This is a genomic window from Hydrocarboniphaga sp., from assembly GCF_965279055.1.
Lineage (GTDB): Bacteria > Pseudomonadota > Gammaproteobacteria > Nevskiales > Nevskiaceae > Hydrocarboniphaga.
Genome location: NZ_OZ257125.1, coordinates 2735343 through 2759932, shown reverse-complemented (window position 1 = coordinate 2759932; position 24590 = coordinate 2735343). Strand labels below are relative to the sequence as shown.

At 65.4% G+C, this 24590-nt stretch carries 28 protein-coding genes and 2 tRNA genes; 17 read left to right on the top strand and 13 right to left on the bottom strand.

The genetic code is table 11. The annotated features are described in order from the left end of the window. Positions 1 to 28: 28 nt before the first annotated feature. The 17 genes from ACQZF9_RS12500 (at position 29) to ACQZF9_RS12420 (ending at position 17036) form a co-directional block, all read left to right on the top strand. Complete coding sequence (locus ACQZF9_RS12500; RefSeq protein ID WP_428309300.1) at positions 29 to 688, top strand: CoA pyrophosphatase; 660 nt, start codon at positions 29 to 31, stop codon at positions 686 to 688. After that, positions 685 to 1056, top strand: a complete 372-nt coding sequence (locus tag ACQZF9_RS12495; protein WP_428309299.1) for a MazG nucleotide pyrophosphohydrolase domain-containing protein — start codon at positions 685 to 687, stop codon at positions 1054 to 1056. Before ACQZF9_RS12500 ends, ACQZF9_RS12495 begins: the two co-directional genes overlap by 4 nt. A gap of 197 nt (positions 1057 to 1253) precedes the next feature. Then, positions 1254 to 2039 (top strand): 4-hydroxy-tetrahydrodipicolinate reductase, encoded by a 786-nt coding sequence (gene dapB, locus ACQZF9_RS12490; protein ID WP_428309298.1) that lies wholly within the window; start codon positions 1254 to 1256, stop codon positions 2037 to 2039. Positions 2040 to 2106: 67 nt separating this feature from the next. Beyond that, positions 2107 to 3429 (top strand): amidohydrolase, encoded by a 1323-nt coding sequence (locus ACQZF9_RS12485; RefSeq protein WP_428309297.1) that lies wholly within the window; start codon positions 2107 to 2109, stop codon positions 3427 to 3429. Positions 3430 to 3583: 154 nt separating this feature from the next. Then, on the top strand, positions 3584 to 4657 hold the full coding sequence (locus ACQZF9_RS12480) for a PA0069 family radical SAM protein (RefSeq protein WP_428313423.1): 1074 nt from the start codon (positions 3584 to 3586) through the stop codon (positions 4655 to 4657). A 180-nt stretch (positions 4658 to 4837) separates the two neighbouring features. Then, positions 4838 to 5986, top strand: coding sequence for a glutamine-hydrolyzing carbamoyl-phosphate synthase small subunit (carA, locus tag ACQZF9_RS12475; protein ID WP_428309296.1), 1149 nt, complete (start codon positions 4838 to 4840; stop codon positions 5984 to 5986). Between the two features lie 7 nt (positions 5987 to 5993). Continuing rightward, positions 5994 to 6722, top strand: a complete 729-nt coding sequence (gene leuE, locus ACQZF9_RS12470) for a leucine efflux protein LeuE (RefSeq protein ID WP_428309295.1) — start codon at positions 5994 to 5996, stop codon at positions 6720 to 6722. Positions 6723 to 6729: 7 nt separating this feature from the next. Then, a complete protein-coding gene (gene carB / locus ACQZF9_RS12465) occupies positions 6730 to 9954 on the top strand; it encodes a carbamoyl-phosphate synthase large subunit (protein ID WP_428309294.1) in 3225 nt (1074 codons plus the stop codon). An 80-nt stretch (positions 9955 to 10034) separates the two neighbouring features. Further along, positions 10035 to 10511: a transcription elongation factor GreA gene (gene greA / locus ACQZF9_RS12460; RefSeq protein WP_428309293.1), complete on the top strand. Its 477-nt coding sequence runs from the start codon at positions 10035 to 10037 to the stop codon at positions 10509 to 10511. A gap of 20 nt (positions 10512 to 10531) precedes the next feature. Beyond that, on the top strand, positions 10532 to 11161 hold the full coding sequence (gene rlmE / locus ACQZF9_RS12455) for a 23S rRNA (uridine(2552)-2'-O)-methyltransferase RlmE (RefSeq protein ID WP_428309292.1): 630 nt from the start codon (positions 10532 to 10534) through the stop codon (positions 11159 to 11161). 69 nt (positions 11162 to 11230) lie between these two features. Beyond that, entirely contained in the window at positions 11231 to 13165 is a 1935-nt protein-coding gene (ftsH, locus tag ACQZF9_RS12450) for an ATP-dependent zinc metalloprotease FtsH (RefSeq protein WP_428309291.1), read from the top strand. Positions 13166 to 13247: 82 nt separating this feature from the next. Next, positions 13248 to 14087, top strand: coding sequence for a dihydropteroate synthase (folP, locus tag ACQZF9_RS12445; protein WP_428309290.1), 840 nt, complete (start codon positions 13248 to 13250; stop codon positions 14085 to 14087). Between the two features lie 3 nt (positions 14088 to 14090). After that, on the top strand, positions 14091 to 15428 hold the full coding sequence (gene glmM / locus ACQZF9_RS12440) for a phosphoglucosamine mutase (protein ID WP_428309289.1): 1338 nt from the start codon (positions 14091 to 14093) through the stop codon (positions 15426 to 15428). 40 nt (positions 15429 to 15468) lie between these two features. Further along, positions 15469 to 16239 carry a triose-phosphate isomerase gene (gene tpiA, locus ACQZF9_RS12435; protein WP_428309288.1) on the top strand — a complete coding sequence of 257 codons (771 nt, stop codon included), beginning with the start codon at positions 15469 to 15471 and terminating at the stop codon, positions 16237 to 16239. 42 nt (positions 16240 to 16281) lie between these two features. Next, positions 16282 to 16656, top strand: a complete 375-nt coding sequence (gene secG / locus ACQZF9_RS12430) for a preprotein translocase subunit SecG (RefSeq protein WP_428309287.1) — start codon at positions 16282 to 16284, stop codon at positions 16654 to 16656. A gap of 122 nt (positions 16657 to 16778) precedes the next feature. Next, positions 16779 to 16863, top strand: a tRNA-Leu gene (locus ACQZF9_RS12425). A gap of 96 nt (positions 16864 to 16959) precedes the next feature. Further along, positions 16960 to 17036: transfer RNA gene (locus ACQZF9_RS12420), tRNA-Met, on the top strand. Here ACQZF9_RS12420 and ACQZF9_RS12415 read toward each other — a convergent pair. The 13 genes from ACQZF9_RS12415 to ACQZF9_RS12355 form a co-directional block, all read right to left on the bottom strand. After that, entirely contained in the window at positions 16993 to 18558 is a 1566-nt protein-coding gene (locus ACQZF9_RS12415) for a recombinase family protein (RefSeq protein ID WP_428313422.1), read from the bottom strand. The two genes, ACQZF9_RS12420 and ACQZF9_RS12415, sit on opposite strands and share 44 nt — an antisense overlap. Positions 18559 to 18742: 184 nt before the next feature. Continuing rightward, entirely contained in the window at positions 18743 to 19006 is a 264-nt protein-coding gene (locus ACQZF9_RS12410; RefSeq protein WP_428309286.1) for a hypothetical protein, read from the bottom strand. Further along, the gene (locus ACQZF9_RS12405; RefSeq protein WP_428309285.1) at positions 18985 to 19281 is read right to left on the bottom strand and encodes a hypothetical protein; all 297 of its coding nucleotides are present in this window, start codon (positions 19279 to 19281) and stop codon (positions 18985 to 18987) included. Before ACQZF9_RS12405 ends, ACQZF9_RS12410 begins: the two co-directional genes overlap by 22 nt. A gap of 2 nt (positions 19282 to 19283) precedes the next feature. After that, a complete protein-coding gene (locus ACQZF9_RS12400) occupies positions 19284 to 19712 on the bottom strand; it encodes a hypothetical protein (protein WP_428309284.1) in 429 nt (142 codons plus the stop codon). After that, complete coding sequence (locus ACQZF9_RS12395) at positions 19709 to 20803, bottom strand: hypothetical protein (protein WP_428309283.1); 1095 nt, start codon at positions 20801 to 20803, stop codon at positions 19709 to 19711. The genes ACQZF9_RS12400 and ACQZF9_RS12395 overlap by 4 nt, the downstream gene beginning before the upstream one ends. Next, on the bottom strand, positions 20800 to 22347 hold the full coding sequence (locus tag ACQZF9_RS12390; RefSeq protein WP_428309282.1) for a ParB/RepB/Spo0J family partition protein: 1548 nt from the start codon (positions 22345 to 22347) through the stop codon (positions 20800 to 20802). Before ACQZF9_RS12390 ends, ACQZF9_RS12395 begins: the two co-directional genes overlap by 4 nt. After that, positions 22340 to 22561, bottom strand: coding sequence for a hypothetical protein (locus ACQZF9_RS12385; protein WP_428309281.1), 222 nt, complete (start codon positions 22559 to 22561; stop codon positions 22340 to 22342). Before ACQZF9_RS12385 ends, ACQZF9_RS12390 begins: the two co-directional genes overlap by 8 nt. 8 nt (positions 22562 to 22569) lie before the next feature. Beyond that, positions 22570 to 22968: a hypothetical protein gene (locus tag ACQZF9_RS12380; protein ID WP_428309280.1), complete on the bottom strand. Its 399-nt coding sequence runs from the start codon at positions 22966 to 22968 to the stop codon at positions 22570 to 22572. Beyond that, positions 22965 to 23159: a hypothetical protein gene (locus ACQZF9_RS12375; protein WP_428309279.1), complete on the bottom strand. Its 195-nt coding sequence runs from the start codon at positions 23157 to 23159 to the stop codon at positions 22965 to 22967. Before ACQZF9_RS12375 ends, ACQZF9_RS12380 begins: the two co-directional genes overlap by 4 nt. Beyond that, on the bottom strand, positions 23156 to 23446 hold the full coding sequence (locus ACQZF9_RS12370) for a hypothetical protein (protein ID WP_428309278.1): 291 nt from the start codon (positions 23444 to 23446) through the stop codon (positions 23156 to 23158). The genes ACQZF9_RS12375 and ACQZF9_RS12370 overlap by 4 nt, the downstream gene beginning before the upstream one ends. Next, positions 23443 to 23658: a hypothetical protein gene (locus ACQZF9_RS12365; protein ID WP_428309277.1), complete on the bottom strand. Its 216-nt coding sequence runs from the start codon at positions 23656 to 23658 to the stop codon at positions 23443 to 23445. The genes ACQZF9_RS12370 and ACQZF9_RS12365 overlap by 4 nt, the downstream gene beginning before the upstream one ends. Then, the gene (locus tag ACQZF9_RS12360) at positions 23655 to 23981 is read right to left on the bottom strand and encodes a hypothetical protein (RefSeq protein WP_428309276.1); all 327 of its coding nucleotides are present in this window, start codon (positions 23979 to 23981) and stop codon (positions 23655 to 23657) included. The genes ACQZF9_RS12365 and ACQZF9_RS12360 overlap by 4 nt, the downstream gene beginning before the upstream one ends. Further along, positions 23981 to 24481, bottom strand: a complete 501-nt coding sequence (locus tag ACQZF9_RS12355) for a hypothetical protein (protein WP_428309275.1) — start codon at positions 24479 to 24481, stop codon at positions 23981 to 23983. Before ACQZF9_RS12355 ends, ACQZF9_RS12360 begins: the two co-directional genes overlap by 1 nt. Positions 24482 to 24590: the final 109 nt, after the last annotated feature.

The window sequence follows — 24590 nt, the reverse complement described above, 5'->3', positions numbered from 1 at the left end:
CCCACAAGGGGAGAGGGAAAGGCGTGCTGTGAACGACAGCGCCGATCGCATCGCTCACGGCGAACGCGGCTGGGAGCAGCGCCTGCGCGAAGCGCTGGCCGGCAGCACCGACGTCGAGCCCCGGCCGATGAGCCGCCTCGATCTGCCGCTGCGCATGCACCAGCTGATCAGCTCCAGCGAATGGCTGGCGACCTTGCGCCGCGCCGCAGTGCTGGTCCCGGTGGTCGATCGCGCCGAAGGCCCGAGCGTGGTGCTGACGGTGCGCTCCGAGCAGCTGCGCAATCACAAGGGTCAGATCAGCTTTCCCGGCGGGCGTCGCGACGACGATGACGTCGACGCGGTCGACACCGCGCTGCGCGAGGCTGAAGAAGAAATCGGCCTGCCGCGCCAGCAGGTCGAAGTGCTGGGCTATCTCGACGACTACCCGACGATGACGCGCTACCGCGTGACGCCGGTGGTCGGCGTGATCCGCGATCTGCCGGCGCTGCGCATCGACGCCGCCGAAGTCGCGCAAGTGTTCGAAGTGCCGCTGTCGCTGCTGCTGAATCCGGCCTCGTTTACCCAAAAGCATTTCTTCCGCGGCAAGCTGCGGCTGCCGTTCTACGAAATCCAGCATGGCGACTACCGTATCTGGGGCGCGACCGCCGGCATGCTCTGGGATCTGTGCCGCAAGGTGAACGAGCTGTGAGTGATGCGCTGCGCGAGGCCGAGCGCCTGCAAAGCGAGGCGGCGCTTCAGGGTTTCGATTGGGCGAATCTCGCCGATCTGTGGCCCAAGCTGCAGGAAGAAATCCTCGAGCTGCAGCAGGTGGTCGAGCAGGAGCAGGGCAGCGCCCGCCGTCTCGACGAGCTGGGCGATCTGCTGTTCATGGCCGTGAACATCGCGCGCCACCTCGGCGTCGATCCGGTCGCGGCGCTGGCCTCGTCCAACGACAAGTTCCGGCGGCGTTACGGGCATGTGATCGCGCATGCGGATTCGCTGCCGGCTATCGGTACGCCGCAGCGGCTCGATGCGATGGAAGCGCTGTGGGTCGAGGCGAAAAAGCTCGGGCTGTGATTTCTGTTGCGCCACTGGATACGCCCGCGAAGACCGGCGCTCGGTAGCAAACGGGGGTTGTTCGATGCGGACATCACGCCCCTCCGTTCGTCCCGAGTGGGCCCACTCACGGGTCGTATCGGGGAAGCTGATTGCAAGCGAAGGCAGAAACTTTCCCCGGCATTGCCTAAACTCCGCAGCCTTTTCCGGAGCCCGACATGACCAGCCCTGTCCGTATTGCGATTCTTGGCGCCGCCGGCCGCATGGGCCGCGCGCTGATCGATGCCTTGCCGCAGCACGGCTCGTTGAAGCTGGGCGCAGCGCTGGATCGCGCCGAGGCCGCGGGGCAGGGCAAGGAAATCGCGCACGGTGTCGCGCTGTCGGCCGAGCTCGCGGCGCAGACCGCGAACTTCGACGTGCTGATCGACTTCACCCGCCCCGACGGCACGCTCGCCGCAGTCAAGCAATGCGTCGCCGCCGGCCGCGGCATCGTCATCGGCACGACCGGCTTCACGCCCGAGCAGCGCGAGGAAGTCGAACTCGCTGCGCAGCAGATCCCGGTGTGCATCTCCGGCAATTTCAGCATCGGCGTGAACCTTTGCCTGGCGCTGGCCGAACACGCGGCGCGCGTGCTCGGCGACCGCTTCGACATCGAAGTGGTCGAAGCGCATCACCGGATGAAGGTCGACGCGCCCAGCGGCACCGCGCTGATGCTAGGCGAAGCCGCCGCGCGCGGCGCGCAGCTGAGCCTGAAGGATGCCGCGGTGTACGCGCGCGAGGGCCACACCGGTGCGCGCGAGGCCGGCACGATCGGCTTTGCGACGATCCGCGGCGGCGATGTCGTCGGCGATCACACGGTGATGTTCCTCGGCGACGGCGAGCGCGTCGAGATCACACACAAGGCCAGCAATCGCGCCAATTTCGCCAACGGTGCGCTGCGCGCGGCGGCCTGGCTGAGCGGCAAGCCGGCCGGGCTGTACTCGATGAAGGATGTGCTCGCCTGAGGCTTTTCCCCGTTTGACAGCGCCGGCCGCCACGGCGAGCCTGCGCGCTCGAACCGGGAGCGCGCGCATGAAGCTGGGATGCTGGATTTCGACGGGACTGCTGCTGGCCTCAACCTCGCTGCCGGCGCTCGCCGCCGAAGCCGATCTGCACGCGCAGATCGATGCGCTCACGGCCGGAATCAACGGCACGCTGGTCGATGACCGGCGCTGGCTGCATCAGCATCCGGAGCTGTCGAACCGTGAGGTCAACACCGCGGCCTATGTTGCCAGGCGGCTGAAGAAGCTCGGCCTGAAAGTGCAGACCGGCGTCGCCCACAACGGCATCGTTGCCGTCCTCGAAGGCGGCAGGCCCGGCCCGGTGGTCGCGCTGCGCGCGGACATGGACGGCCTGCCGGTGGTCGAGGAAGTCGACGTACCGTTCAAATCCAAAGTGAAAAGCACTTACGACGGCAAGGACGTCGGCGTGATGCACGCCTGCGGCCACGACGGCCATATGGCGATCCTGATCGGCGTCGCCGAGGTCGCATCCAGGCTCAAAGCGCAGTGGCCCGGCACGCTCAAATTGATTTTCCAGCCGGCAGAAGAAGGCGCACCGGAAGGCGAGGAGGGCGGCGCCGAGCTGATGGTCAAGGAAGGCGTCATGAGCAGCGCGCCGAAGCCCGAGGTGATCTTCGGCCTGCACCTGTTTTCGCAGTGGGATGTCGGCCAGCTCGCAGTGCGCAGTGGCGGCGCGATGGCCAGCTCGGACGATCTGAATATCGTTGTGCACGGCAAGCAGACCCATGGCGCGCGGCCCTGGGCCGGCATCGATCCGATCGTGGTCAGCGCGCAGATCATCGAAGGGCTGCAGACCATCACCAGCCGGCAGATGGACATCAGCGCAGCGCCGGTTGTCGTCACCATCGGCAAGATCGAAGGCGGTGTGCGCAGCAACATCATTCCGGACAGCGTGACCATGCGCGGCACCCTGCGCGCGCTCGACACGACGATGCAGCAGGACCTGCAGCAGCGCGTGATCCGCACCGTCACCAAGATCGCCGAAAGCGCCGGCACCACGGCGGATGTGAGCATCGGCAGCGACCACGCTTATCCCGTTACCTACAACGATCCGGCCTTGACCAAGGCGATGCTGCCGACGATGCAGCGCGTGGTCGGCGAGAGCAACGTGCTCGACGTGCCGCCGATGCTCGGCGCCGAGGATTTCTCGTTCTTCGCGCGCGAAGTGCCGGGCCTGTTCGTGTTCGTCGGCGTGCGCACGCCGGGCCAGCCGGCGGGCGATTGGGCGGCGAACCATTCGCCGCGTTTTCATATCGACGAAGGCGCGCTGGGCGTTGGCGTGCGCGCCTTGAGCAATCTGGCGCTGGACTACGCGCTGGCGCATCCGAAGTAAGAATTCGATTGTCGGAATTCACCAGCCCATCCCGTTCCTCCCAAGTAGTCGCGCAGGGACTTATCGAGGGACGCATCGCGCTTGTGTCCCTCGATACGCCCGCGAAAGCGCGGGCTACTCGGGGAACGGGGTTTTGTTGGTGCGGATGTGAGTAATCGTGGCCACGATTAGCGGTCCGCGCAAAGGCCAGGGCGCCGGATCCAATCCGGCGGGCCGCTTCGAGTCGCGGCGCACCGAGGTATTTCACGATGACTGGGATCTGGTCGAGGAGGAAACGCCGCGGCTGAAGATCGAAGTGCGCGAGGACCGCGCGCGCAGCATCATCAGTCACAACGATTCGCCGGACATCGGCTTCGACCAGGCTATCAACCCGTATCGCGGCTGCGAGCACGCCTGCATTTACTGCTTTGCCCGGCCGACGCACTCGTATCTGAACCTGTCGCCGGGCCTGGATTTCGAAACCAAGCTTTTCTACAAGGGCAACGCGGCGCAAGTGCTGGACGCGGAGCTGCGCAAGCCCGGCTACCAGCCGAAAATCATCGCGCTGGGTACCGCCACCGATCCGTATCAGCCGATCGAGCGCGAGCACCGGGTGACGCGCTCGATCCTCGAAACGCTGCTCGCGTTCCGCCATCCGGTCGGCATCATCACCAAGGGCGTGCTGATCGAGCGCGATCTGGACCTGCTCGCCGAAATGGCGCGGCTGAACCTGGTCAGTGTCGGCATGGCCTTGACGACGATGCGCGACGAGCTGAAGCGCGACCTGGAGCCGCGCGCCGCCTCGGGCCGCGCGCGGCTGCGGGTCATGCGCCAGCTCGGCGACATCGGCGTACCGCTGAGAGTGATGTTTTCGCCGGTGATCCCATTCGTCAACGATCACGAAATGGACCAGGTGCTGGAGCTGGCCGCCGCGGCCGGTGCGCGCTACGCGTCCTGGGTGATGCTGAGGCTGCCCTACGAGGTCAAGGACCTGTTCCGCGAATGGCTGGCGCAGCGCTACCCGCTGAAAGCCGAGCACGTGATGAGCTTGGTCCGGGAGGTCCGCGGCGGCCGCGACAACGACCCCAACTTCGGCACGCGCTTTCGCGGCAGCGGCGAGTACGCCAACCTGACCGCGCAGCGCTTCCGGCTGGCCTGCCGGCGCAATGGCTACCTCGAAGGCGGCCCGGCGCTGGACTACCGCCAGTTCCGGGTCCCGGGGCGGGGCGGGCAGATGTCCCTGCTGTGACGGCTGCTGACGACAACGCCGCTCATCGCCCGTGCTCAGGCCGCATTTTTTGCCACATCGTCGTGGACGCCGCAGGCTTCGGCCGGTAAACTACGCTCCTAATCACGCGAGGGGGGCGCAAGCCCCCTTTGCTTTGTCTGCAACGCGGATTAGCGCATAAACAGTATCCAAAGAGAGCCGATGACGAATCACAGACCGGCCCTGCTCGCCCTCGCCGACGGCAGCATTTTCAAAGGTGTATCGATCGGCGTCGACGGCCAGACCGTTGGCGAAGTGGTTTTCAATACCGCGATGACCGGCTACCAGGAGATCATGACCGATCCCTCGTACCGCGAGCAGATCGTCACGCTCACCTATCCGCATGTCGGCAATGTCGGCAGCAACCCCGAAGACTGCGAATCCGACCGCGTACACATCGCCGGCCTGGTGCTGCGCGAAGTGCCGCGCAAGCACAGCAGCTGGCGCTCGCAGATGGACTTCAGCGACTACCTGAAGACCAGCAAGGTCGTCGCGATCGCCGATATCGACACGCGGCGCCTGACGCGCATTCTGCGCGACAAGGGCGCCCAGAACGGCTGCATCGTCGCCGGCGACCATATCGACGAGGCCGCGGCGCTGGCCGCGGCGCGCGCCTATCCGGGCCTCAAGGGCGCGGACCTGGCGAAAGTGGTGTCGGTGAAAGAGGCCTATACCTACACCACCGGTTCCTGGGCGCTGGAAACCAATCGCGAAGTGCCGCTGAAGGACGAGCAGTTCCACGTCGTCGCCTACGATTTCGGCGTCAAGCGCAACATCCTGCGCATGCTGGTCGATCGCGGCTGCCGCGTCACCGTGGTGCCGGCGCAGACTTCGGCTGCCGAGGTGTTCAAGCTCGAGCCGGACGGCGTGCTGCTGGCCAACGGTCCCGGCGACCCCGAGCCCTGCGACTACGCGATCGCGGCCGGCCGTGAATTCATCGCGCGCAAGTTGCCGCTGTTCGGCATCTGCCTCGGCCACCAGATTCTCGGCCTGGCCGCCGGCGCCAGGACGCTGAAAATGAAGTTCGGCCACCACGGCGCCAACCACCCGGTGCAGGACGTCGAGTCCGGCCGCGTGCTGATCACCAGCCAGAACCACGGCTTCGCGGTCGACGAGGCGACGCTGCCGGGCAATGCGGTGGTCACGCACCGCTCGCTGTTCGACGGCTCCAACCAGGGTTTTCGCCTGCTCGACGCGCCGGCCTTCAGCTTCCAGGGCCACCCGGAAGCCAGTCCCGGCCCCCATGACGTGGACTACCTGTTCGACCGCTTCGTGCAGTCGATGACGCCCGCCGCGGCGCCGACCGCGTAAGCGCAGCATGAACAGTTTTGGCCTCATCGACCTGCCGACTTATCTGCTCGGCACGTTGATCATCGTGCTGCTGCCCGGCCCGAATTCGCTGTTCGTGCTCGGCACTGCCGCGCGCAGCGGCGTCGGCCCGGCGTATCGCGCGGCCGGCGGCGTGTTTCTCGGTGACGCGCTGCTGATGGTGCTGGCCGCCGGCGGCGTGGCCTCGCTGCTGAAGACCTATCCGGCCGCGTTCCTGGTGTTCAAGTACATCGGCGCGGCGTATCTGCTGTGGATCGGCGCGAACATGCTGCGTGGCGCCTTCATTGACAATCCCTCTCCCTCCGGGAGAGGGGCAGGGGTGAGGGACTCGATGGCGCGGCCGACTGCCGAGCAGGCTGAGACACCCTCATCCGGCCCTTCGGGCCACCTTCTCCCGGAGGGAGAAGGGAAAAAGGAGCAGCCCTTCCTCCGTGCGCTGCTGATCAGCCTGCTGAACCCGAAGGCGATCATGTTTTTCATGGCGTTCTTCATCCAGTTCGTCGATCCGGCATACCCGCACACCGCGTTGTCGTTCGCGCTGCTCGGCGCGATCGCGCAGATCATGAGTTTCATCTACCTCAGCACGCTGATTTTTGCGGGCGTCCGGCTGGCGGCGGGTTTCCGCAGCCGCAGGCGCCTGTCTGCCGCCCTGAGCGGCGGCGCCGGCACCCTGTTCCTGGGTTTCGGCGCCAAACTCGCAACCGCCAGCCTCACCTAAGACTCCGATGCCCAAACGCACAGACCTCAAAAGCATTCTGATCATCGGCGCCGGTCCTATCGTCATCGGCCAGGCCTGCGAGTTCGATTACTCCGGTGCCCAGGCCTGCAAGGCGCTGCGCGATGAGGGCTACCGGGTGATCCTGGTGAACTCGAATCCGGCGACGATCATGACCGACCCGGAAATGGCCGACGCGACCTACATCGAGCCGATCCGCTGGCAGACGGTGGCCAAGATCATCGAGGCCGAGCGCCCCGACGCGATCCTGCCGACGATGGGCGGCCAGACCGCGCTGAACTGCGCGCTGGACCTGGCCAAAAACGGCGTGCTGGCCAAGTACAACGTCGAGATGATCGGCGCCAACGAGCACGCCATTGATCTGGCCGAAGACCGCCAGAAATTCCGCGACGCGATGACCGAGATCGGTCTGGGCTCGGCGCGCTCGGGCGCCGCGCATTCGATGGAGGAGGCGCGCTACATCCAGCAGCAGATCGGCTTCCCGGTGATCCTGCGGCCGAGCTTCACGATGGGCGGCAGCGGCGGCGGCATCGCCTACAACATCGAGGAATTCGAAGAGATCATGACCCGCGGTCTGGACCTGTCTCCGACCAAGGAAGTCCTGATCGAAGAGTCCTTGCTGGGCTGGAAGGAATTCGAGATGGAAGTCGTGCGCGACCGCGCCGACAACTGCATCATCGTCTGCTCGATCGAAAACTTCGATCCGATGGGCGTGCACACCGGCGACAGCATCACGGTGGCGCCGGCGCAGACGCTGACCGACAAGGAATACCAGCTGCTGCGCGACGCCAGCATCAAGGTGCTGCGCAAGATCGGTGTCGACACCGGCGGCTCCAACGTGCAGTTCGCGATCAATCCGGTTGATGGCCGCATCATCGTCATCGAAATGAATCCGCGCGTGTCGCGCAGCTCGGCACTGGCGTCCAAGGCCACCGGCTTCCCGATCGCGAAAGTCGCGGCGAAACTTGCCTGCGGCTACACGCTCGACGAGCTGCGCAACGACATCACCGGCGGTGTGACGCCGGCGAGCTTCGAGCCGAGCATCGACTACGTCGTCACCAAGATCCCGCGCTTCACGTTCGAGAAATTCCCGCAGGCCGATTCGCGCCTGACCACGCAGATGAAGTCGGTCGGCGAAGTCATGGCGATGGGCCGCAATTTCCAGGAGTCGCTGCAGAAAGCGATGCGCGGCCTGGAGACCGGCTCCGACGGTTTCGATCCGCAGGTGCCGGATTTCCGCGTCTCCAACATGGCCAAGATCCGCGAAGAGCTGATCACGCCGCGCGGCAAGCGCCTGTGGTTCGTCGGCGACGCGTTCCGCGCTGGCCTGAGTGTCGACGAAGTGTTCGCGCTGTCGAAGATCGATCCCTGGTTCCTCGACCAGATTCACGAGCTGATCACGGTCGAAACGCGCATCGCCGAATCCAGCCTCAAGCAGATCAAGGCCGATACCCTGCGCCGATACAAGCGCCTCGGCTTCAGCGACCGGCGCATCGCCAAGCTCACGGGCAGCCACGAAAACGACGTGCGCGCGCACCGCCACGCCAACGGCGTGCGCCCGGTTTACAAGCGCGTCGACTCCTGCGCCGCGGAGTTCTCGTCGAGCACCGCGTACATGTATTCGACCTACGACGAAGAGTGCGAAGCGCGGCCGACGACACGCAAGAAGATCATCGTGCTGGGCGGCGGCCCGAACCGCATCGGGCAGGGCATCGAGTTCGATTACTGCTGCGTGCATGCGAGCCTGGCGCTGCGCGAAGACGGCTACGAGACCATCATGGTCAACTGCAATCCGGAGACCGTGTCGACCGACTACGACACCTCGGATCGCCTGTACTTCGAGCCGCTGACCTTCGAGGACGTGATGGAAATCATCGACCTCGAAAAGCCGGTCGGCGTGATCGTGCAATTCGGCGGGCAGACGCCGCTGAAACTGGCGCGCGCGCTCGAGGCCGCCGGTGCGCCGATCATCGGCACCACGCCGGACGCGATCGATCTGGCCGAAGACCGCGGCCGTTTCCAGAAGCTGGTCGAAGAACTCAAGCTGCTGCAGCCGCCGAACGGCATCGCCACCTCGGAAGCCGAAGCCCTGGCCGTTGCCGAGCGCGTCGGCTATCCGCTGGTGGTACGCCCGAGCTACGTGCTCGGCGGCCGCGCGATGGAAATCGTCCACGACGACGAAGACCTGAATCGCTACATGACCGAGGCGGTGAAAGTCAGCAACGACTCACCGGTGCTGCTCGACCGCTTCCTCAACAACGCGATCGAAGTCGATGTCGACGCGCTGTCCGACGGCGAGCGCGTCGTCATCGGCGGCGTCATGGAGCACATTGAGGAAGCTGGCGTGCATTCCGGCGATTCCGCCTGTTCGCTGCCGCCGTATTCGCTGCCCAAGTCGGTGGTCGACGAAATTCGCTCGCAGATGGAAAAGCTGGCGCGGGCGCTGAACGTGGTGGGTCTGATGAATGCGCAATTCGCCGTGCAGGACACCACGGTTTATCTGCTGGAAGTCAACCCGCGTGCATCGCGCACCTCGCCGTTCGTGTCCAAGGCAACGGGCCGGCCGCTGGCGAAGATCGCCGCGCGCTGCATGGCCGGGCAGAGCTTGGCCAGCCAGGGCGTGACCCGCGAAATCATCCCGCCGTATTTCTCGGTCAAGGAGTCGGTGTTCCCGTTCGGCAAGTTCCCCGGCGTCGATCCGCTGCTCGGCCCGGAAATGCGCTCGACCGGCGAGGTCATGGGCGTGGGCGCGCATTTCGGCGAGGCCTTCAACAAGGCGCTGCTGGCCGCCGGCATGATCGTGCCGCGCCAGGGTACGGCCTTCATCTCGGTGCGTGACAGCGACAAGCCCAAGGCGATCGAGCTGGCCAGGCTGCTGGCGGCGAAGAACTTCCGCGTGACGGCCACGCATGGCACCGCGGCGGCGATCCGCGCCGCTGGCGTCGAATGCGAAGGCGTCAACAAGGTCAAGGAAGGCCGGCCGCACTGCGTCGACATGATCAAGAACGGCGAGATCCATTTCATCGCCAACACCACCGAAGGCAAGACCTCGATCGAGGAGTCGCGCTCGATTCGCGCGGCCGCGATCCAGCACAAGATCTGCTACTTCACGACCATTGCCGGAGCCTATGCCGCGGCGATCGCGATGGACCATCTCGACGCACTGGACGTCAACCGGCTGCAGGCCCTGCATCAGCAGCTGGCTGCCGTTTGAGGTAGTTTTGAGGTAGCTTCGTTGCCCGTGCCGCCGGTGGCGCGCACGGGTTTTTTCATTTTTGACCGAACAAAAAACTCATGAGCAAAACGCCCCTCACCGTTCGCGGTGCCGACAAGCTGCGCGAAGAACTGCGAGTGCTGAAGTCCGAAACGCGGCCGCGCATCATCGCCGCCATCGCCGAAGCGCGCGCCCACGGCGACCTCAAGGAAAACGCCGAATATCACGCCGCGCGCGAGCAGCAGAGCTTCGCCGAAGGGCGCATCTCGGAGCTGGAAGCCAAGCTCGGCGACTGCCAGATCATCGACGTGACCCAGCTCGACCAGAACGGCAAGGTGGTGTTCGGCACCACCGTGACCCTGGTCGATACCAGCAGCGAGGACGAGTCGCGCTACAAGATCGTCGGCGAGGACGAGGCCGACTCCAAGGCCGGTCTGATCTCCTACAACTCGCCGATCGCGCGCGCGATGATCGGCAAGGTCGAGGGCGATGTCGTCGAAGTGCGCACGCCGGGCGGCTCGCGCGAGCTGGAGATCATCAAGGTCGAGTACCTCTAGGCTGCGGCCTGGGCCTCGGCATGAGCCAGAAGCGCAGTAACAGCAGCTCGCGCTGGCTGGCCGAACACGAGGCCGACGAGTACGTGCTCAAGGCGCGCAAGCTCGGCTACCGCTCGCGTGCCACCTTCAAGTTGCTGGAAATCCTGGAGAAGGACCGGCTGATCAAGCCGGGCATGGTGGTCGTCGACCTCGGCGCCGCACCCGGCGGCTGGAGCCAGGTGGCGCGGCCATTGCTCGGCCACAAGGGCCGGCTGATCGCGCTGGACATCCTGCCGATGGAGCCTTTGAAGGACGTCGAGTTCATTCTCGGCGACTTTCGCGAGGAGTCCGTGCTGCATCAGCTCGAAGCGGCGGTCGGCGAACAGGCGATCGATCTTGTTTTGTCCGACATGGCCCCCAACATCAGCGGCATAGGGGCGGCGGATCAGGCGTCATCCCTGTATCTCTGTGAACTGGCACTGGATTTTTGTGGCGCTCACCTGAAAAAGGCCGGCGTCATGGTGGTCAAAGTGTTCCAGGGCGAGGGATTCGACGAATACCTGAGGGTGGTCCGGGCGAGTTTCGAGAGCGTTACGATCCGTAAACCCAAGGCTTCGCGGCCCAGAAGTAGGGAAGTTTATCTGGTAGCGCGAAACTATAAGCGGGTGTAAGGTTCAAACGAAGCGGTCTGCCCGAGGCCCTAATAAGTTGATGAATCCGTTGATGGATAAGGAAATAGCTTGAACGATCTGGCCAAAAACCTCCTGCTCTGGGTGGTCATCCTCGTCGTGCTGATGAGTGTGTTCCAGAGCTTTGCCGGCCGCGGGCGGGCTCAGCCGGAAATTCAGTACTCGGACTTCCTCGACCAGGTCAAACAGGGCAATGTCTCCGAAGTCACCATCGCCGGCGACCAGCTGCATGGTGAATTGAAGGGCGGCTCGCGCTTCGTCACGGTCAGCCCCGAGACGATCAATTCCGGCCTGATCAAGGACCTGATCGAGAATCGCGTCAAGTTCACCGGCGAGCGTCCCAAAGAAACGCCGATGCTGATGCAATTGCTGTTCAGCTTCGGCCCTATCCTGCTGCTGATCGGCGTCTGGGTGTACTTCATGCGCCAGATGCAGGGCGGTGCCGGCGGCCGTGGCGCGATGAGCTTCGGCAAATCGCGGGCGCGCATGCTCAATGCCGACCAGGTCAAGATCACCTTCAACGACGTCGCCGGCGTGGAAGAGGCCAAGCAGGAGGTCTCCGAACTCGTCGACTTCCTGAAAGATCCGGGCAAGTTCCAGAAACTCGGCGGCAAGATCCCGCGCGGCGTGCTGATGGTCGGCTCGCCGGGTACCGGCAAGACGCTGCTGGCCAAGGCCATCGCCGGTGAAGCTGGCGTGCCGTTCTTCACGATCTCCGGCTCGGACTTCGTCGAAATGTTCGTCGGCGTCGGCGCCAGCCGCGTCCGCGACATGTTCGAGCAGGCCAAGAAGCACGCGCCCTGCATCATCTTCATCGACGAAATCGACGCGGTCGGCCGTCATCGTGGCGCCGGCATGGGCGGCGGTCACGACGAGCGTGAGCAGACCTTGAACCAGCTGCTGGTCGAGATGGATGGCTTCGAGGGCAGCGAGGGCGTCATCGTCATCGCCGCCACCAACCGCCCTGACGTGCTCGACCCGGCGCTGCTGCGTCCGGGCCGCTTCGACCGCCAGGTGGTCGTGCCGCTGCCGGATGTCCGCGGCCGCGAGCAGATCGTCAAGGTGCACATGCGCGCGCTGCCGCTGGCCGAGAACGTCAAGCCGGAAATCATTGCCCGTGCGACGCCTGGTTTCTCCGGCGCCGATCTGGCCAACCTGGTCAACGAGGCGGCGCTGTTCGCCGCCCGCGCCAACAAGCGCCTGGTCGACCACGATGATTTCGAGAAGGCCAAGGACAAGATCATGATGGGCGCCGAGCGGCGCTCGATGGTGATGTCGGAGAGCGAGAAGAAGCTCACCGCCTATCACGAAGCCGGTCACGCGATCGTCGGCCTGACCGTGCCGGATCACGATCCGGTCTACAAGGTCACGATCATCCCGCGTGGCCGTGCGCTCGGCGTCACCATGTTCCTGCCGGAAGAGGATCGCTACAGCTACACGCGCGAGCGCCTCAACAGCCAGATCTGCTCGCTGTTCGGCGGTCGCCTGGCCGAAGAGATCATCTTCGGCATGGACAAGATCACCACCGGCGCCTCCAACGACATTGAGCGTGCGACCGAAATCGCCCGCAACATGGTCACCAAGTGGGGCATGTCCGACAAGATGGGGCCGCTGGCCTATTCCGACGACAGCAACGAAGTGTTCCTGGGCAAGAGCGTGACTCAGACCAAGAACGTGTCGGACGACACCGCCTATGCGATCGACCAGGAAGTGCGCGGCCTGATCGAGCACAACTACGGTCGTGCCAAGCAGATCCTGGAAGACAACATCGGCAAGCTGCACATCATGGCCGAGACCCTGCTGAAGTACGAAACCATCGACAGCGAGCAGATCGCGGCGATCATGGCCGGCCGTACGCCGGGCCCGCCCGAGAGCTGGAACGACGGCAACGGCCGCTCCAATCCGCCGCCGCGCAGCAGCGGCTCGGGTTCGGCCAGCGCGATCCCGCCGACCAGCACGCCGCGTCCGGCCGGCTCGCCCCCCTGATCCGGCGATCGTCATCTGTGGCACAGCAGAGGCCGGCCCAGCGCCGGCCTCTTTTTTGTGGGCAGCGGGTCTGACCGCGACGATGCAACTGCGTACTCGTGATCGCTTGCTGGACCTGAGCGAGCCGCTGGTCATGGGTATCCTCAACCTGACCCCGGACTCGTTCTCCGACGGCGGACGCTTTGCCGCCCGCGACGCGGCGCTGCGCCATGCCGAGACGATGATCGGCGAGGGTGCCGCGATCATCGATGTCGGCGGCGAGTCGACGCGGCCTGGCGCCACTCCGGTGCCCGTAGACGAAGAGCTCGCCCGCGTCGTGCCGCTGATCGAGTCGCTGCGGGGCAGCAGTGACGTGCTGATCTCGATCGATACCTTGAAGCCCGAGGTGATGGACGCGGCCTGCACGGCCGGCGCGGATCTGATCAACGATGTGCTCGCGCTGCAGGCACCGGGTGCGCTGTCGGTGGCGCGGCGTCACCGCGTCGCGGTGTGCCTGATGCACATGCAGGGACAGCCGCGGACGATGCAGGCGGCACCGCATTACGACGACGTCGTCGCCGAAGTCGGCGCTTTTCTCGAGCAACGGCTGCAGGCCTGCATCGCGGCGGGCATGCCCGCCGAGTGCGTCGCGCTCGACCCCGGTTTCGGCTTCGGCAAGTCGCTGCAGCACAACCTGCAACTGCTCGCCGACCTGCCGCAGATCCGCGCCGGCGGCCGGCCGATCCTGGCCGGCTTGTCGCGCAAGTCGATGTTCCAGAAGCTGCTCGGCCTGCCGGTCGAGCAGCGCCTGCATGCCAGCATCGCCGCGGCGACGCTGGCGGTCTGGCAGGGAGCGTCTATCATTCGCGCCCACGACGTGCGCGCCACGGTCGAGGCGGTGCGGGTCGCCGCGGCGGTAAGTCAAAGCAAGAGAAAACAGTAAGGGATGAGCAGACAGTTTTTTGGAACCGACGGCATTCGCGGCCTGGTCGGCAAGGCGCCGATGACGCCGGAATTCGCATTGAAGCTGGGCTGGGCTGCCGGCCGAGTGCTGGCGCGCGAGCCCGGCGCCCACGTGCTGATCGGCAAGGACACGCGCCGCTCTGGCTACATGTTCGAATCCTCGCTGGAAGCCGGTCTGTCGGCCGCCGGCGTGCGCGTCAGCCTGCTTGGACCGCTGCCAACGCCGGCGGTGGCCTTTTTGACGCGTGAAGTCGGGGCCCAGGCCGGCGTCGTCATCAGCGCCTCGCACAACCCGCATCACGACAACGGTGTGAAGTTCTTCTCCGCCGAAGGCGACAAGCTCAGCGACGCGATCGAGCACGAAATCGAGGACATGATCGAGCGTGACCTGGAATGCGTCGCGCCCGAGCAGCTCGGCATGGTGCGGCGATTGAACGACGCGCCCCAGCGTTACATCGACTACTGCGTCTCCACTTACAGCGGCGCGCCGCTGGCGGGCCTGAGCATCGTCGTCGACTGCGCCAACGGCGCTGCCTACCAGGTCGGCCCGGAAGTGCTGCGCCGCCTCGGCGCCGACGTGCATACCATCGGCGACGCGCCGGACGGCTTCAACATCAACCGCGAATGCGGCTCCACGCATCTGGCCGGCCTGCGCACCGAGGTACTGGCCCGCCAGGCGACGCTCGGCATCGCTTTCGACGGCGACGCCGATCGCTGCCTGATGGTCGACGAGCGCGGCGAGACCGTCGACGGCGACCAGATCCTGTACATCATCGCGCGCCATCGGCTGGCGCAAAACGCGCTGCAGGGGCCGGTGGTCGGCACGCTGATGAGCAATCTTGGCCTGGAGCAGGCGATCCGCAAGCTCGGCCTCGGTTTCGAGCGCGCCAAGGTCGGCGACCGCTACGTGCTGGAGCTGATGCGCAGCAGCGGCGCCAGCCTCGGTGGCGAAACCTCCGGCCACACCTTGTGCCTGGACCGCTCGCGCACCGGCGACGGCATCGTCACTGCGCTACAGGTGCTGGCGGCAGTGAAGGAGGCCGACTTGCCGCTTTCGGCGATGGTCGCCGGTCTGCAAAAATGCCCGCAGGTGCTGATCAACGTGCCGGTGACCGGCAAGGCCGCGCCGGTGCTGGCGCTGGCTGACGTGCAACAGGCCGTCAGGCAAAGCGAATCGCGATTGGGCAACGATGGCCGCGTATTGCTGCGCGCCTCGGGTACCGAGCCGCTGATTCGCGTGATGGTCGAGGCCACGCGCGCCGCTGCCGCGCAGGCCGAGGCCGAGGCGATCGCCGATTGCGTGCGTGCCGCCTGCGCCTGAGTTTTAAACCCAACAACCCACGGATCGTCCTGGAAGCGCTATGACCCGCAAATATCTCGTCGCCGGCAATTGGAAAATGAACGGCTCGCTGAAGGCCAACGCCGAGCTGCTGGCCGGTATCGCGGCGCAGGCGGCGTCGGTGCCGGATGTCGATCTGCTGGTGTGCCCGCCGTCGGCCTATCTGGAATCGGTGGGCAAGGCCTTACCGGCCGGCGTCCAGCTCGGCGCGCAGAACCTCAGCGACCAGCTCAAGCCGGGCGCGTTCACCGGCGAGCTGCATGGCGCGATGCTGACGGAGCTCGGCTGCCGCTACGTGCTGATCGGCCATTCCGAGCGCCGCGCGCTGTATCACGAGACCGACCTGAAAGCCGCCGAGAAATATCGCACGGCGCAGGCGCTGGGCCTGATCCCGGTGCTGTGCATCGGCGAAACCCTGGATGAGCGCGAAGCCGGCAGCACCGAGGCGGTGTTGCGCCGTCAGCTCGAAGCCGTGATCGATCTGTGCGGCATCGAGTCGTTCAAGTCGGCCGTGGTCGCCTACGAGCCGGTCTGGGCGATCGGCACCGGCAAGACCGCCAGCCCCCAGCAGGCGCAGGCCGCCCACGCTTTCCTGCGTGGTCTGCTGGCCGAACGGAATGCTAATATCGCCGGCTCGACGCAGCTGCTGTATGGCGGCAGCTGCAAGCCGGATAACGCTCACGAGCTGTTCTCCTGCGCCGACATCGACGGCGGGCTGATCGGCGGCGCGTCGTTGAAGGCCGCGGATTTCATGGCCATTGCCGCCGCGGCTCAGGCGCTGGCAAAGGCCTGATCGGCTTCCCAATCTTTTGTTGCTTTGACGGATATAGAGAAAATGCACACGTTTCTGGTTGTTGTTCAGGTATTGGTGGCGGTTTCGCTGATCGGCCTGGTGCTGATTCAGCACGGCAAGGGCGCCGACGCCGGCGCTGCCTTCGGCAGCGGCGCTTCGGGTACGGTGTTCGGCTCGCGTGGTGCGGCCAATTTTCTGTCACGCCTGACCGCCGGCCTGGCCTTCGTGTTCTTCGTCTCCAGCCTGGCGCTGGCCTACTGGGTCGGCGGCCGCGGTGCCGCGCCGACCAGCGTCACCGACTCGATCCCGGTGGAAGCTGCGCCGGCTGCTCCGGCAACCAGCGTGGTGCCGGGCGACGAAGCCAAGCCGGCCGAGTCCACGCCGGCTCCGGCCGAAGCGCCGAAGGTTCCGGAATAAGTCCTCGCCGACAGCGGCAAAACGGCCCGAGACCGGCCGTTGGCGGAAAGTCTTCAAAAGTTAAAAAAAAGCGAAGACAAATGACAAATCAGGGGGTAAGATGCGCGCCCCTGCCGGCTCGGGCCGACGTGGCGGAATTGGTAGACGCACTACCTTGAGGTGGTAGCGGGGAAACCTGTTCGAGTTCGAGTCTCGACGTCGGCACCATGATTTGGCTGGGTTTTTTAGGTTGTTGCGGTAGCTTGCAAAGCGGTTTCAGATTGCGGTAAAGGGCACAAGGCCCTATACTAGTCGTCTGTCTGGTGCGGGGTGGAGCAGTCTGGCAGCTCGTCGGGCTCATAACCCGAAGGTCGTAGGTTCGAATCCTGCCCCCGCTACCATTTTTATCTCACTATCGGTTTCTCCCCCGATAGTCGCGATCAGGACCCCATTCTCGGGTTTTACCCTGATCTCCCCAAGCAAATCCCGTAGTGCCCCCTTCGCAGTTTTCACGTCCTCGATCTGCTCGATCGCGTTGACCAGGCGCCGCCATGTCTCGCGAGCTCTCGGCAGGATCTGGGACGGCTGGATGCTCTCGGCCTGGCGCAGCTCGAGCTGTGCGGCGTCGACGCGCGCCTCGGCGCTCTCTAGGGCTGCCTTGGTCGACGGGGTGATGATGCCGGCCCGAAGGGCGGCCATGATGTTCTCGCGCTCCCGCGACGCCTCGGCAAGCGCCTGGCGCGCTCGCTGCGGCACGTTCTGGGCGTCCTTGAGCAGCAGGCGCGCTGCGAGCTCAAACGAGCGGTAGGCCTCGTCGCTGAGCAGATCCTTTTTGACGATCGCCAGTAGGCGCTGCTCGACGATCTTGCGCGCCACCTTCACGCCGTTGCTGCAGGCCGTATCGCCGCGGTCCTTGTTCGTGCCGCAGCCGTAGCGGTAGTAATCGACGATCACCATCGATCCACCGCACTCGTCACAGCGCAGCAGGCCGCTGAATAAATACTTGGGCTCCCGGCCGGTACGTGCGTTGCGGCCGAGCTTGGCCTGGATCGCCTGGCTCTTGGCCCGGGTTTGCGCAGTGCGCCGCTCGGCGGCCGCGAAGATGTCGAGCTCGACGATCCGCAACTCGGGCTGCTCGCTGTGCACCCATTCGGACGGCGGCCGCTCCTGGCGTGTGCGCTTGCCGGTCTCTGGGTCCTTGCCCCAGCGGCTGCGGTTCCAGATGACGCGGCCGGCGTAGGTGGAGTTGGCCAGGATCCCCATGCCTCGATCGTCCGGATAGATCGCGCTCATGCGCCACTCCGGACCGCGCGGCGCCGGCACGCCGTCGCGGTTCAAGCCGGCCGCGATCTCGCGCGGGGACCGGCCGTCGACGTACTCGGCGAATATGCGGCGCACTACGCAGGCCTGGTCCTCGTCGATCGCGCGAGCGTTGCCGTCCTGGCAGGCTGCGATCCGGTATCCATAGAGCAGGCCGCCGGCGCTGTATCCCTTGAGTGCTTGCCCCATCAGGCCGCGATGGGTGGCCTTGGCCAGATCCTTGTTCTGACGGTTGCCCATCATCGCGTCAACCCAGCCGCGGATCTCGGCTCCCTCTTGCGCGCTGTCGAAGCCGTCGCAAGTGATCACGCGAACGCCCCAGAATTTTAGCTGCGCCAGGATCTGCGGCAGATCCTCGCCGCGCGACAGGCGCTTGAGATCCCATAACACGATCACGTCGATCTGCTGTGACTTGGCGGCCGCGAGCAGCGCCACGTAGCCTGGTCGGTCGCGGCGTTCGCCGCTGATGCCCTGGTCGACGAACTCCTGCGGCCGCGGCAAGCCGTCGCGGTGGCACAGCTCGCCGACCGCCCGGAGCTGGTCGTCGATGCTGGCCTCGCGCTGGGAATCGCTGCTGTAGCGGGCGTAGGTTGCGGTTCTCACTTTGGGAAGCTAGCCGCTTTTGTGTTTGCGCTGTAGTACCCGCTCTGGGCGCTCCGGCGCATCCTGCTGATTCGCCGGCTTAACTTGGGTTAGATACTCGCGGACAGCCTGTGCCGCCAGGAGCTGCAGTAGGCGCTGGTGAGCCGGCGTCAGCATGGTTTCGCCGGCGAAACTATTAGGCCGTTCATAGCAGCGGCATTTGCGGCGCAGGCGCAGCCGGGGGCTGCGCTGCGATCCACGCCTGCACGTCGCGCGCGGCCCGGATGTATTCGGGCGAGGGATCTTTCGTGATCTCTTGGCCAGCGCGGTACGTTGCCCAGATGCGATCACGCAGGTACTTGGGCAGCGCGTACCAATGCGGCCGGCAGCCCCAGACGCGGGGCTGCACGGCCTTGGGGCAGCCGGGCCAGTGGCAGGTATGAACCGTCATGTCGACCAGTGCATCCACGGCGCCCGCGGAAAGCGACCGCTGAACGGACAAAAGTTCGACGGCTGTCTCTCGCAGAACCGCCAGGTGATGTCGGCCGGCGGCGTGTCGAACGACTCGCATACCAGCTTTTTTGCGTGCTCCTCGTCCCGAGCGATGATCGCGGCACACACCGTTCTGGCGCCGTCTTCGCGCGAGCCGGTGACCCACCACGGCGAGTAGAGCTCGAATGAGCCGGCGTCTTTTGTCCAGTACCAGCTGAGCCAGTAGGGCCTCAAATATTTTGCTTTGGCCATGGCTACTCCATGAGCTCAACGCAGCCGGCGGTGTCGCATCGCGCCGCCACGTGGCCGTTCGTCGCAGCCTGCGAAAGGTGCAGCGTGCCGCCGCAGATTGGGCAGGCGACCGTGCCGACCTTGCCGCGCGGCGGCGTTTTCTTCCATGCGCTGATCACCGGCATCGCCTTCGTGATCTCGTCAAGCTTGCGCTGCCACTGCGCCTCTTCGGCGGCTAATTCCTCGGCGGTGGGCGCTCGATAGTGAGGGCAATGCACTACTGTCTCGGCGGCGCGATCCTCGAAATTCACGCACGGCATGCGCTTGACCCAACCTATCGGGCGCGCATGTCCATCGCCCAGCTCACGATAGTTAATGCCTGCATCGCAGGTCGGCTTGCGCGGGTTAAGCATGCCGGTGTCGTGGACGCAGCTGTCGGGGAGGCGGCTCATTCCACGCGCCTCAGAAAGTCGCAATTCCGCGCCGCGATCGAGAACGCGACGATGCGTTGCGCATCGTGTATCGCCTTGCGGAAGTCGTTGAGGTCGTCGCGATCTGCAGCCGCTGCAGCGGGCAGCTGCAGAAACAGATTCCAGGCCGAGCCTAGCGCGTGGATAACGTCGAACTCCGGGCCTTTGTCGATCGGCGCCGTCGGCTTCGTGTGGGAGACGTAGTCGACCAAGCTCTCGAGCATGCGGAATTCGCCTGGCTCTGGCGCGCGCGGCCAGAGCGGGCAAGCTGCGCAGCGATCGTCCACGTCGACGGTATGGCAGGGCTTGCCGCTGTGACGTTCGCAGCAGTTAACGACTTCCGCGAACGTTCGGCCGGCACCGCTCAGGTAGTAGCCGACGCTGAGAGGCAGCGGCGCGACGCGCTGCAGGGCGCTGGGATCTGCACCGCGCTGATGCAACATCATCGCGAAGTTGGCGATGTCCTCGAACGTGCCGGCGTTACCTTTGAACAGGTGCTCGAGGAGCTCGCGCGCCAGGTAGCCGTTTATATCCCGGGACAGATCGTCCCATCCGCCACGGCCTTTCGCGCGGGCCTTTGCGAGCTTTGCTTTCATCGCCGCGGCGAAGCGGTCGACTGCCTCGTCATCGGCGTGCGGGAACGGAGTGTCAGGGTTGCCGATCGATTCTCCGTCGAACACTCGATTGATGACCACGTCGAGCTGCTGCAGGTGCTGCAGGCCGCTCGCGAAGTATTCGAGCCGCTCGCTGTGTTCGCCGGACGCGCACTGCCAGAACGAGCTGTCGAGGTTCGCGGGATCGTCGGCGAAGAACCCAAGCTTCTGCAGCTCGGTGATCGCCGGCACGGCCTCGCGCATATCGACGGCCGCCCAGTCTTGGTGGTCGCCATTGTCGGCGCCCATGACGAGCATTAGCTCGAGCCAGATGTGCTCGGCCGAAGTCGCGAAGCGGTCGCCAGTGGGGACGTCGTGCTGCGGATCGGTGTGAGCGCCAGGAGCGCCTGGCTTGTGGTGGGGCGCTGCGACATCGTTCGCCATGTAGGCGTCCGGATCCACCTGCAATTCGCGACTCATGAGGCCTTCCCCTGTTTCTTCGGGGCCGGCTTCAACTTGCAGCCGAGGTAGTGCACGCCGATGTTCAGGCGCTTGCGTTCGATGCCCTGGGCCTCGAGCGCCAGCGCCAGGTTGTTGCCGCTCAGCGGCTTGAGCTTCTCCGACTTGCACCAACGTTCGTAGCGCTCGAACAGCATGGCGCCCTTAAGCTTTGCGCCCTCGTCGCTGCGGTCCACATTGATGCGAAGGAACCATTCGATGTCGGTTTCTTCGCCCTGTTCCGTCGCCGGCTTTGCTGGCTTTGCCGGCCTGGCGGGCGCTAGGCCTTCGATGAGCTGGCGCAGGCGCGACAGCGGAAAGGTGATGTGCAGCGACACCTCGCAATCGTCCAGCTTCTTCGGCACAAGCTTGTTAGTCCACGACAGCGTGTACTCCGACGGCAGTTCGGAGGCGATACATGCCGGCAGTTCGTGGCTGTTGTCGATATCGTCGTTGACGAGTACGCCGCCTTCGCCGAACAACTCCTCTTCGGTCGCGTTGGCTGGCATCGGAATGCCGAGCGCTTGATAGAGCAGCTTGGTCAGCCTGACTTGCTCTGGCAGCAGGTCGGCTTTCAGCTTACGCAAGCGCGCGAGCGTGGCGTCCCGTGCCGCGGACTCGCGCTTCTCCTCCTTCTCTTCGCGGCGCAACTCTTCCGAGCGCTCGTTGATCTTGTCCTGCAGGCCCTCGATATCGACGCCGGCCGGGGCCTCGTCGAGTTCGTCAATCTCTTCCTGGAGCTTCTGCAGCACTTCGTGACTCAGCGTATCGAAATTGCGCGTGCCGCCTGCAACCTGTTCGAGCAACGTTTGCTGTCCCGACTGGGCGCGAGCCTCCGCCGCCGCCGCCTCGTCCTTACGCCGCTGCGCTTCGCGGTGCGCCTGATCGAGATAGTCGCGCATTGCTGCGCGGGTGAGGCTGCCTTTGGACGCGTCATCGATTGCCTCGTCGACGCGCCAGCTGCTGCCTTTCAGTTCGATCAGCGTGGCCAGGTCGTGCGCGATATCGACGCTGGTGATTAGCCCGTCGACGACCAGCTCGTAAACCTTGCCGGGCAGCTTGAGCAGGCGGTTGTGCTTGCTGACCCATGCTTCCGAGCGCTTGGTGGTGGCAACGGTCTCATCAAAGCCGATGAGATCGACAAGGCTTGTGATGTGCGCGCACTTTTCAGGCAGCGACAGATCCTCGCGCTCTAGATTCTCCGTCAGCTGCAGCACGCGCACCTGGGCCTCGGACAGATCGGAGCGCAGGATCGCTGGTAGTTCCTCGACCCCGGCTGCGACACTGGCACGCCAACGACGCTCGCCGGCGATGATCATGTAAGGGCAGATATGCAGCGAGCCGTCGGCAGCTGCGGGCGTGGGGCGGACCACGATCGGCTGCAGCAGGCCGTGCTCGCGAATTGAGTCGGCGAGGGTGGCGAGGGCTGCGGTGTCGAAGTGTTTACGCGGCTGCAGCGGATCCGGCGTGACCTGGCCGGGTGAGACGATGATTGCGGCCGCGCGGTGCGAGGATCCGTCAGCCATTGCACACCTCCGCCTTGGCGTTCTCGACGCTCAGCACGCGGGTGTGCGCGAAGTCGCGCGCCGGCTTGTTCTTGGTGAAAACCAGGTCGCCGTTGCGCAGCGGGGCGTCGCCGTCCCAGTTCTCGACGATGCGCAGGCACTTAAAGTGGTTGAGGAACTGCTGTTGCCGGCGAGGGCCGCAGTCGTGGGATCCGTAAACAATAACGAGGGGCACAAGAACTCCTAGCCGGCCTGCTGGCCAGCGTGGTGGGAAGAAAAAAGGGAGGGTTGCGGGCCGGTGTCGTCGCAGCGGCTGCAGAGGCCGGTGCCGTCGCCGTAGAGCACGCGCCAGCTGCAGGTGCCGTCGGCGGAAACGCAGGCCTGCAGGTCTGTGCACGCGCAGCCGCGGCAGGTGCGAACGTCCTGGCCAGGTGCGATCGGGTGATCGGCGATCACCAACATGCCCTCGGCCTGCGAGCCGAGCACAGTCAGGCAATCGGGGTTCCAATGAAACCGGCGGCCGCCGACGGGCAGGTGCCGCACCTGGCAGGCGTGCATGAGCATGCGCACGCGCTGCAGGGCGTCGAGCTGTAGATTTAGCTCGGCAGCAGCGGCCTGCAGCTCGGAGAACAAGCCGCTCACTGGCCTTGCTCCTGTTCCACCTGGCGCAGCGTCGCGAGCACGGCGCGCATGTTCCGGAGAATGTTCTCCATGTGCTCCGGGCTCATGTGCGCGCCGTTGACCAGCTTCTGCAAGCGGGTCTGCGAGCGCGCCAGCTCGGCCGCGTAGAACGCGACCTGCTGACTGATCGGTACGGCCGTGCGCGCGGTCACAGCCAGTCCCCGTCGTCCCTGACGGCCACCGCGCCCGGCGGGGCGACGGCGAGGTTGACGATCAGCGCGACGAATTCGCGCCATTCGCTATCCAGCCATTCGGCGGCGGCCTCGGCGGTCTCGAAGTTGCGGCGGAAACGCAGATCCGGCACCTGCGCGAAAGCCAGCCAGCTCGTCGTTTCGCCGGACTTGGCGACGCGGCAGACGCGCCCGACCAGGCGATCGGCGACTTTCGCGGCGAGCTCGCCCGTCGCGTTCTCTACGTGCCACGTAAGCGGCGCGCTCATAGCAGAGAGTCCACGGCGCTTGTGGATTCGCGCCGCTGGAAATCACAGACCAAGTCGACATCGTCAGCGCTGCGCTCGATCGCCACGCACTGGGTGCCGTCGGCGAGTTCGATGGCGTAGACGGCGGGAAGCGGCGCCGGCTCTTCCGCGACCGACAGGGAGCAGCCCGTGGCGATGAGCGCGGCGATCAGCGCTATCCAGCGGGCGGTCACTGCCGAGCTCCTGCCGCTGCCAGCGCAAACTCCGACAAGCCGAAGAGGGTCGGATCCAGTAGTTTGTCAATCGAGGCGAAAATCACCCGGCGGCCGTTCTTGCCACCGAAGCCGATCGGCAGCCGCTCCGGATACACGTAGCGCAACCGCAGTACCGGCAGGCCGGTGTACTGGCAGGCTTTGGCCTTGCCGATCACCCGCAGCAGGCAATCGGCCTCTTTGCCGTCGGCCTCATGCAGAACGAGCGCGCCTTTCGGCCATACGCGTGTGTTGGGCTCGCGAGGATCCGCTGGTTTCGCCGGCGAAACTTCCGGGGCGGCCATCAGGCGAACTCCCCGACCGTGCGCAGCTCGGGAACGAAAGCGCGTTTCCAGTACGTCAGCCAGTTGCAGGGCTGCCGTTTTGCCGCGGCCTGGAGGACGCCGAGAAACTTGTGCTGGCGGGAGCAGACCGGCTTGACCAGCACGCGGTCACCGGGTGCGATATCCGGGCCGAGCTGCTCGCTCTCGCTGTGCTGGAGCAGGGTGGTGATGGGCGCGCCGCTGCCGACACGGCAAACGATCGCAGGGCCGTCAATGCCGGCGTCGGCGTCGATCAGCCATAGGCCGGCGATGACCATCGCCTCCATGGATCCATCGGGCCGCGTCACTTTCGCCGGCGAAACCATGGCAGCGGCGAGTGCCGCGGCCTCGTCGATGCGGCCGTGCTGAAAGCGCAACTCTGCCGCTTTCAGGGCGGCTTTCGCAGCTTTGAGGCGGACGCGCAGCGCGGGCGTGCGCCGAGGGGTTGCTTTAGTGGGAGAGCTGCGGCTGCTGCGAGTCATGACAAGGCCTCGTTAGCCGCTCAATCCGAGCGGCGACGGGCCTAAAGTACACGTAACGTGTCAATAACGTCAACACACAACGTGTGATTCCGGGTTTACCTACCCTTGC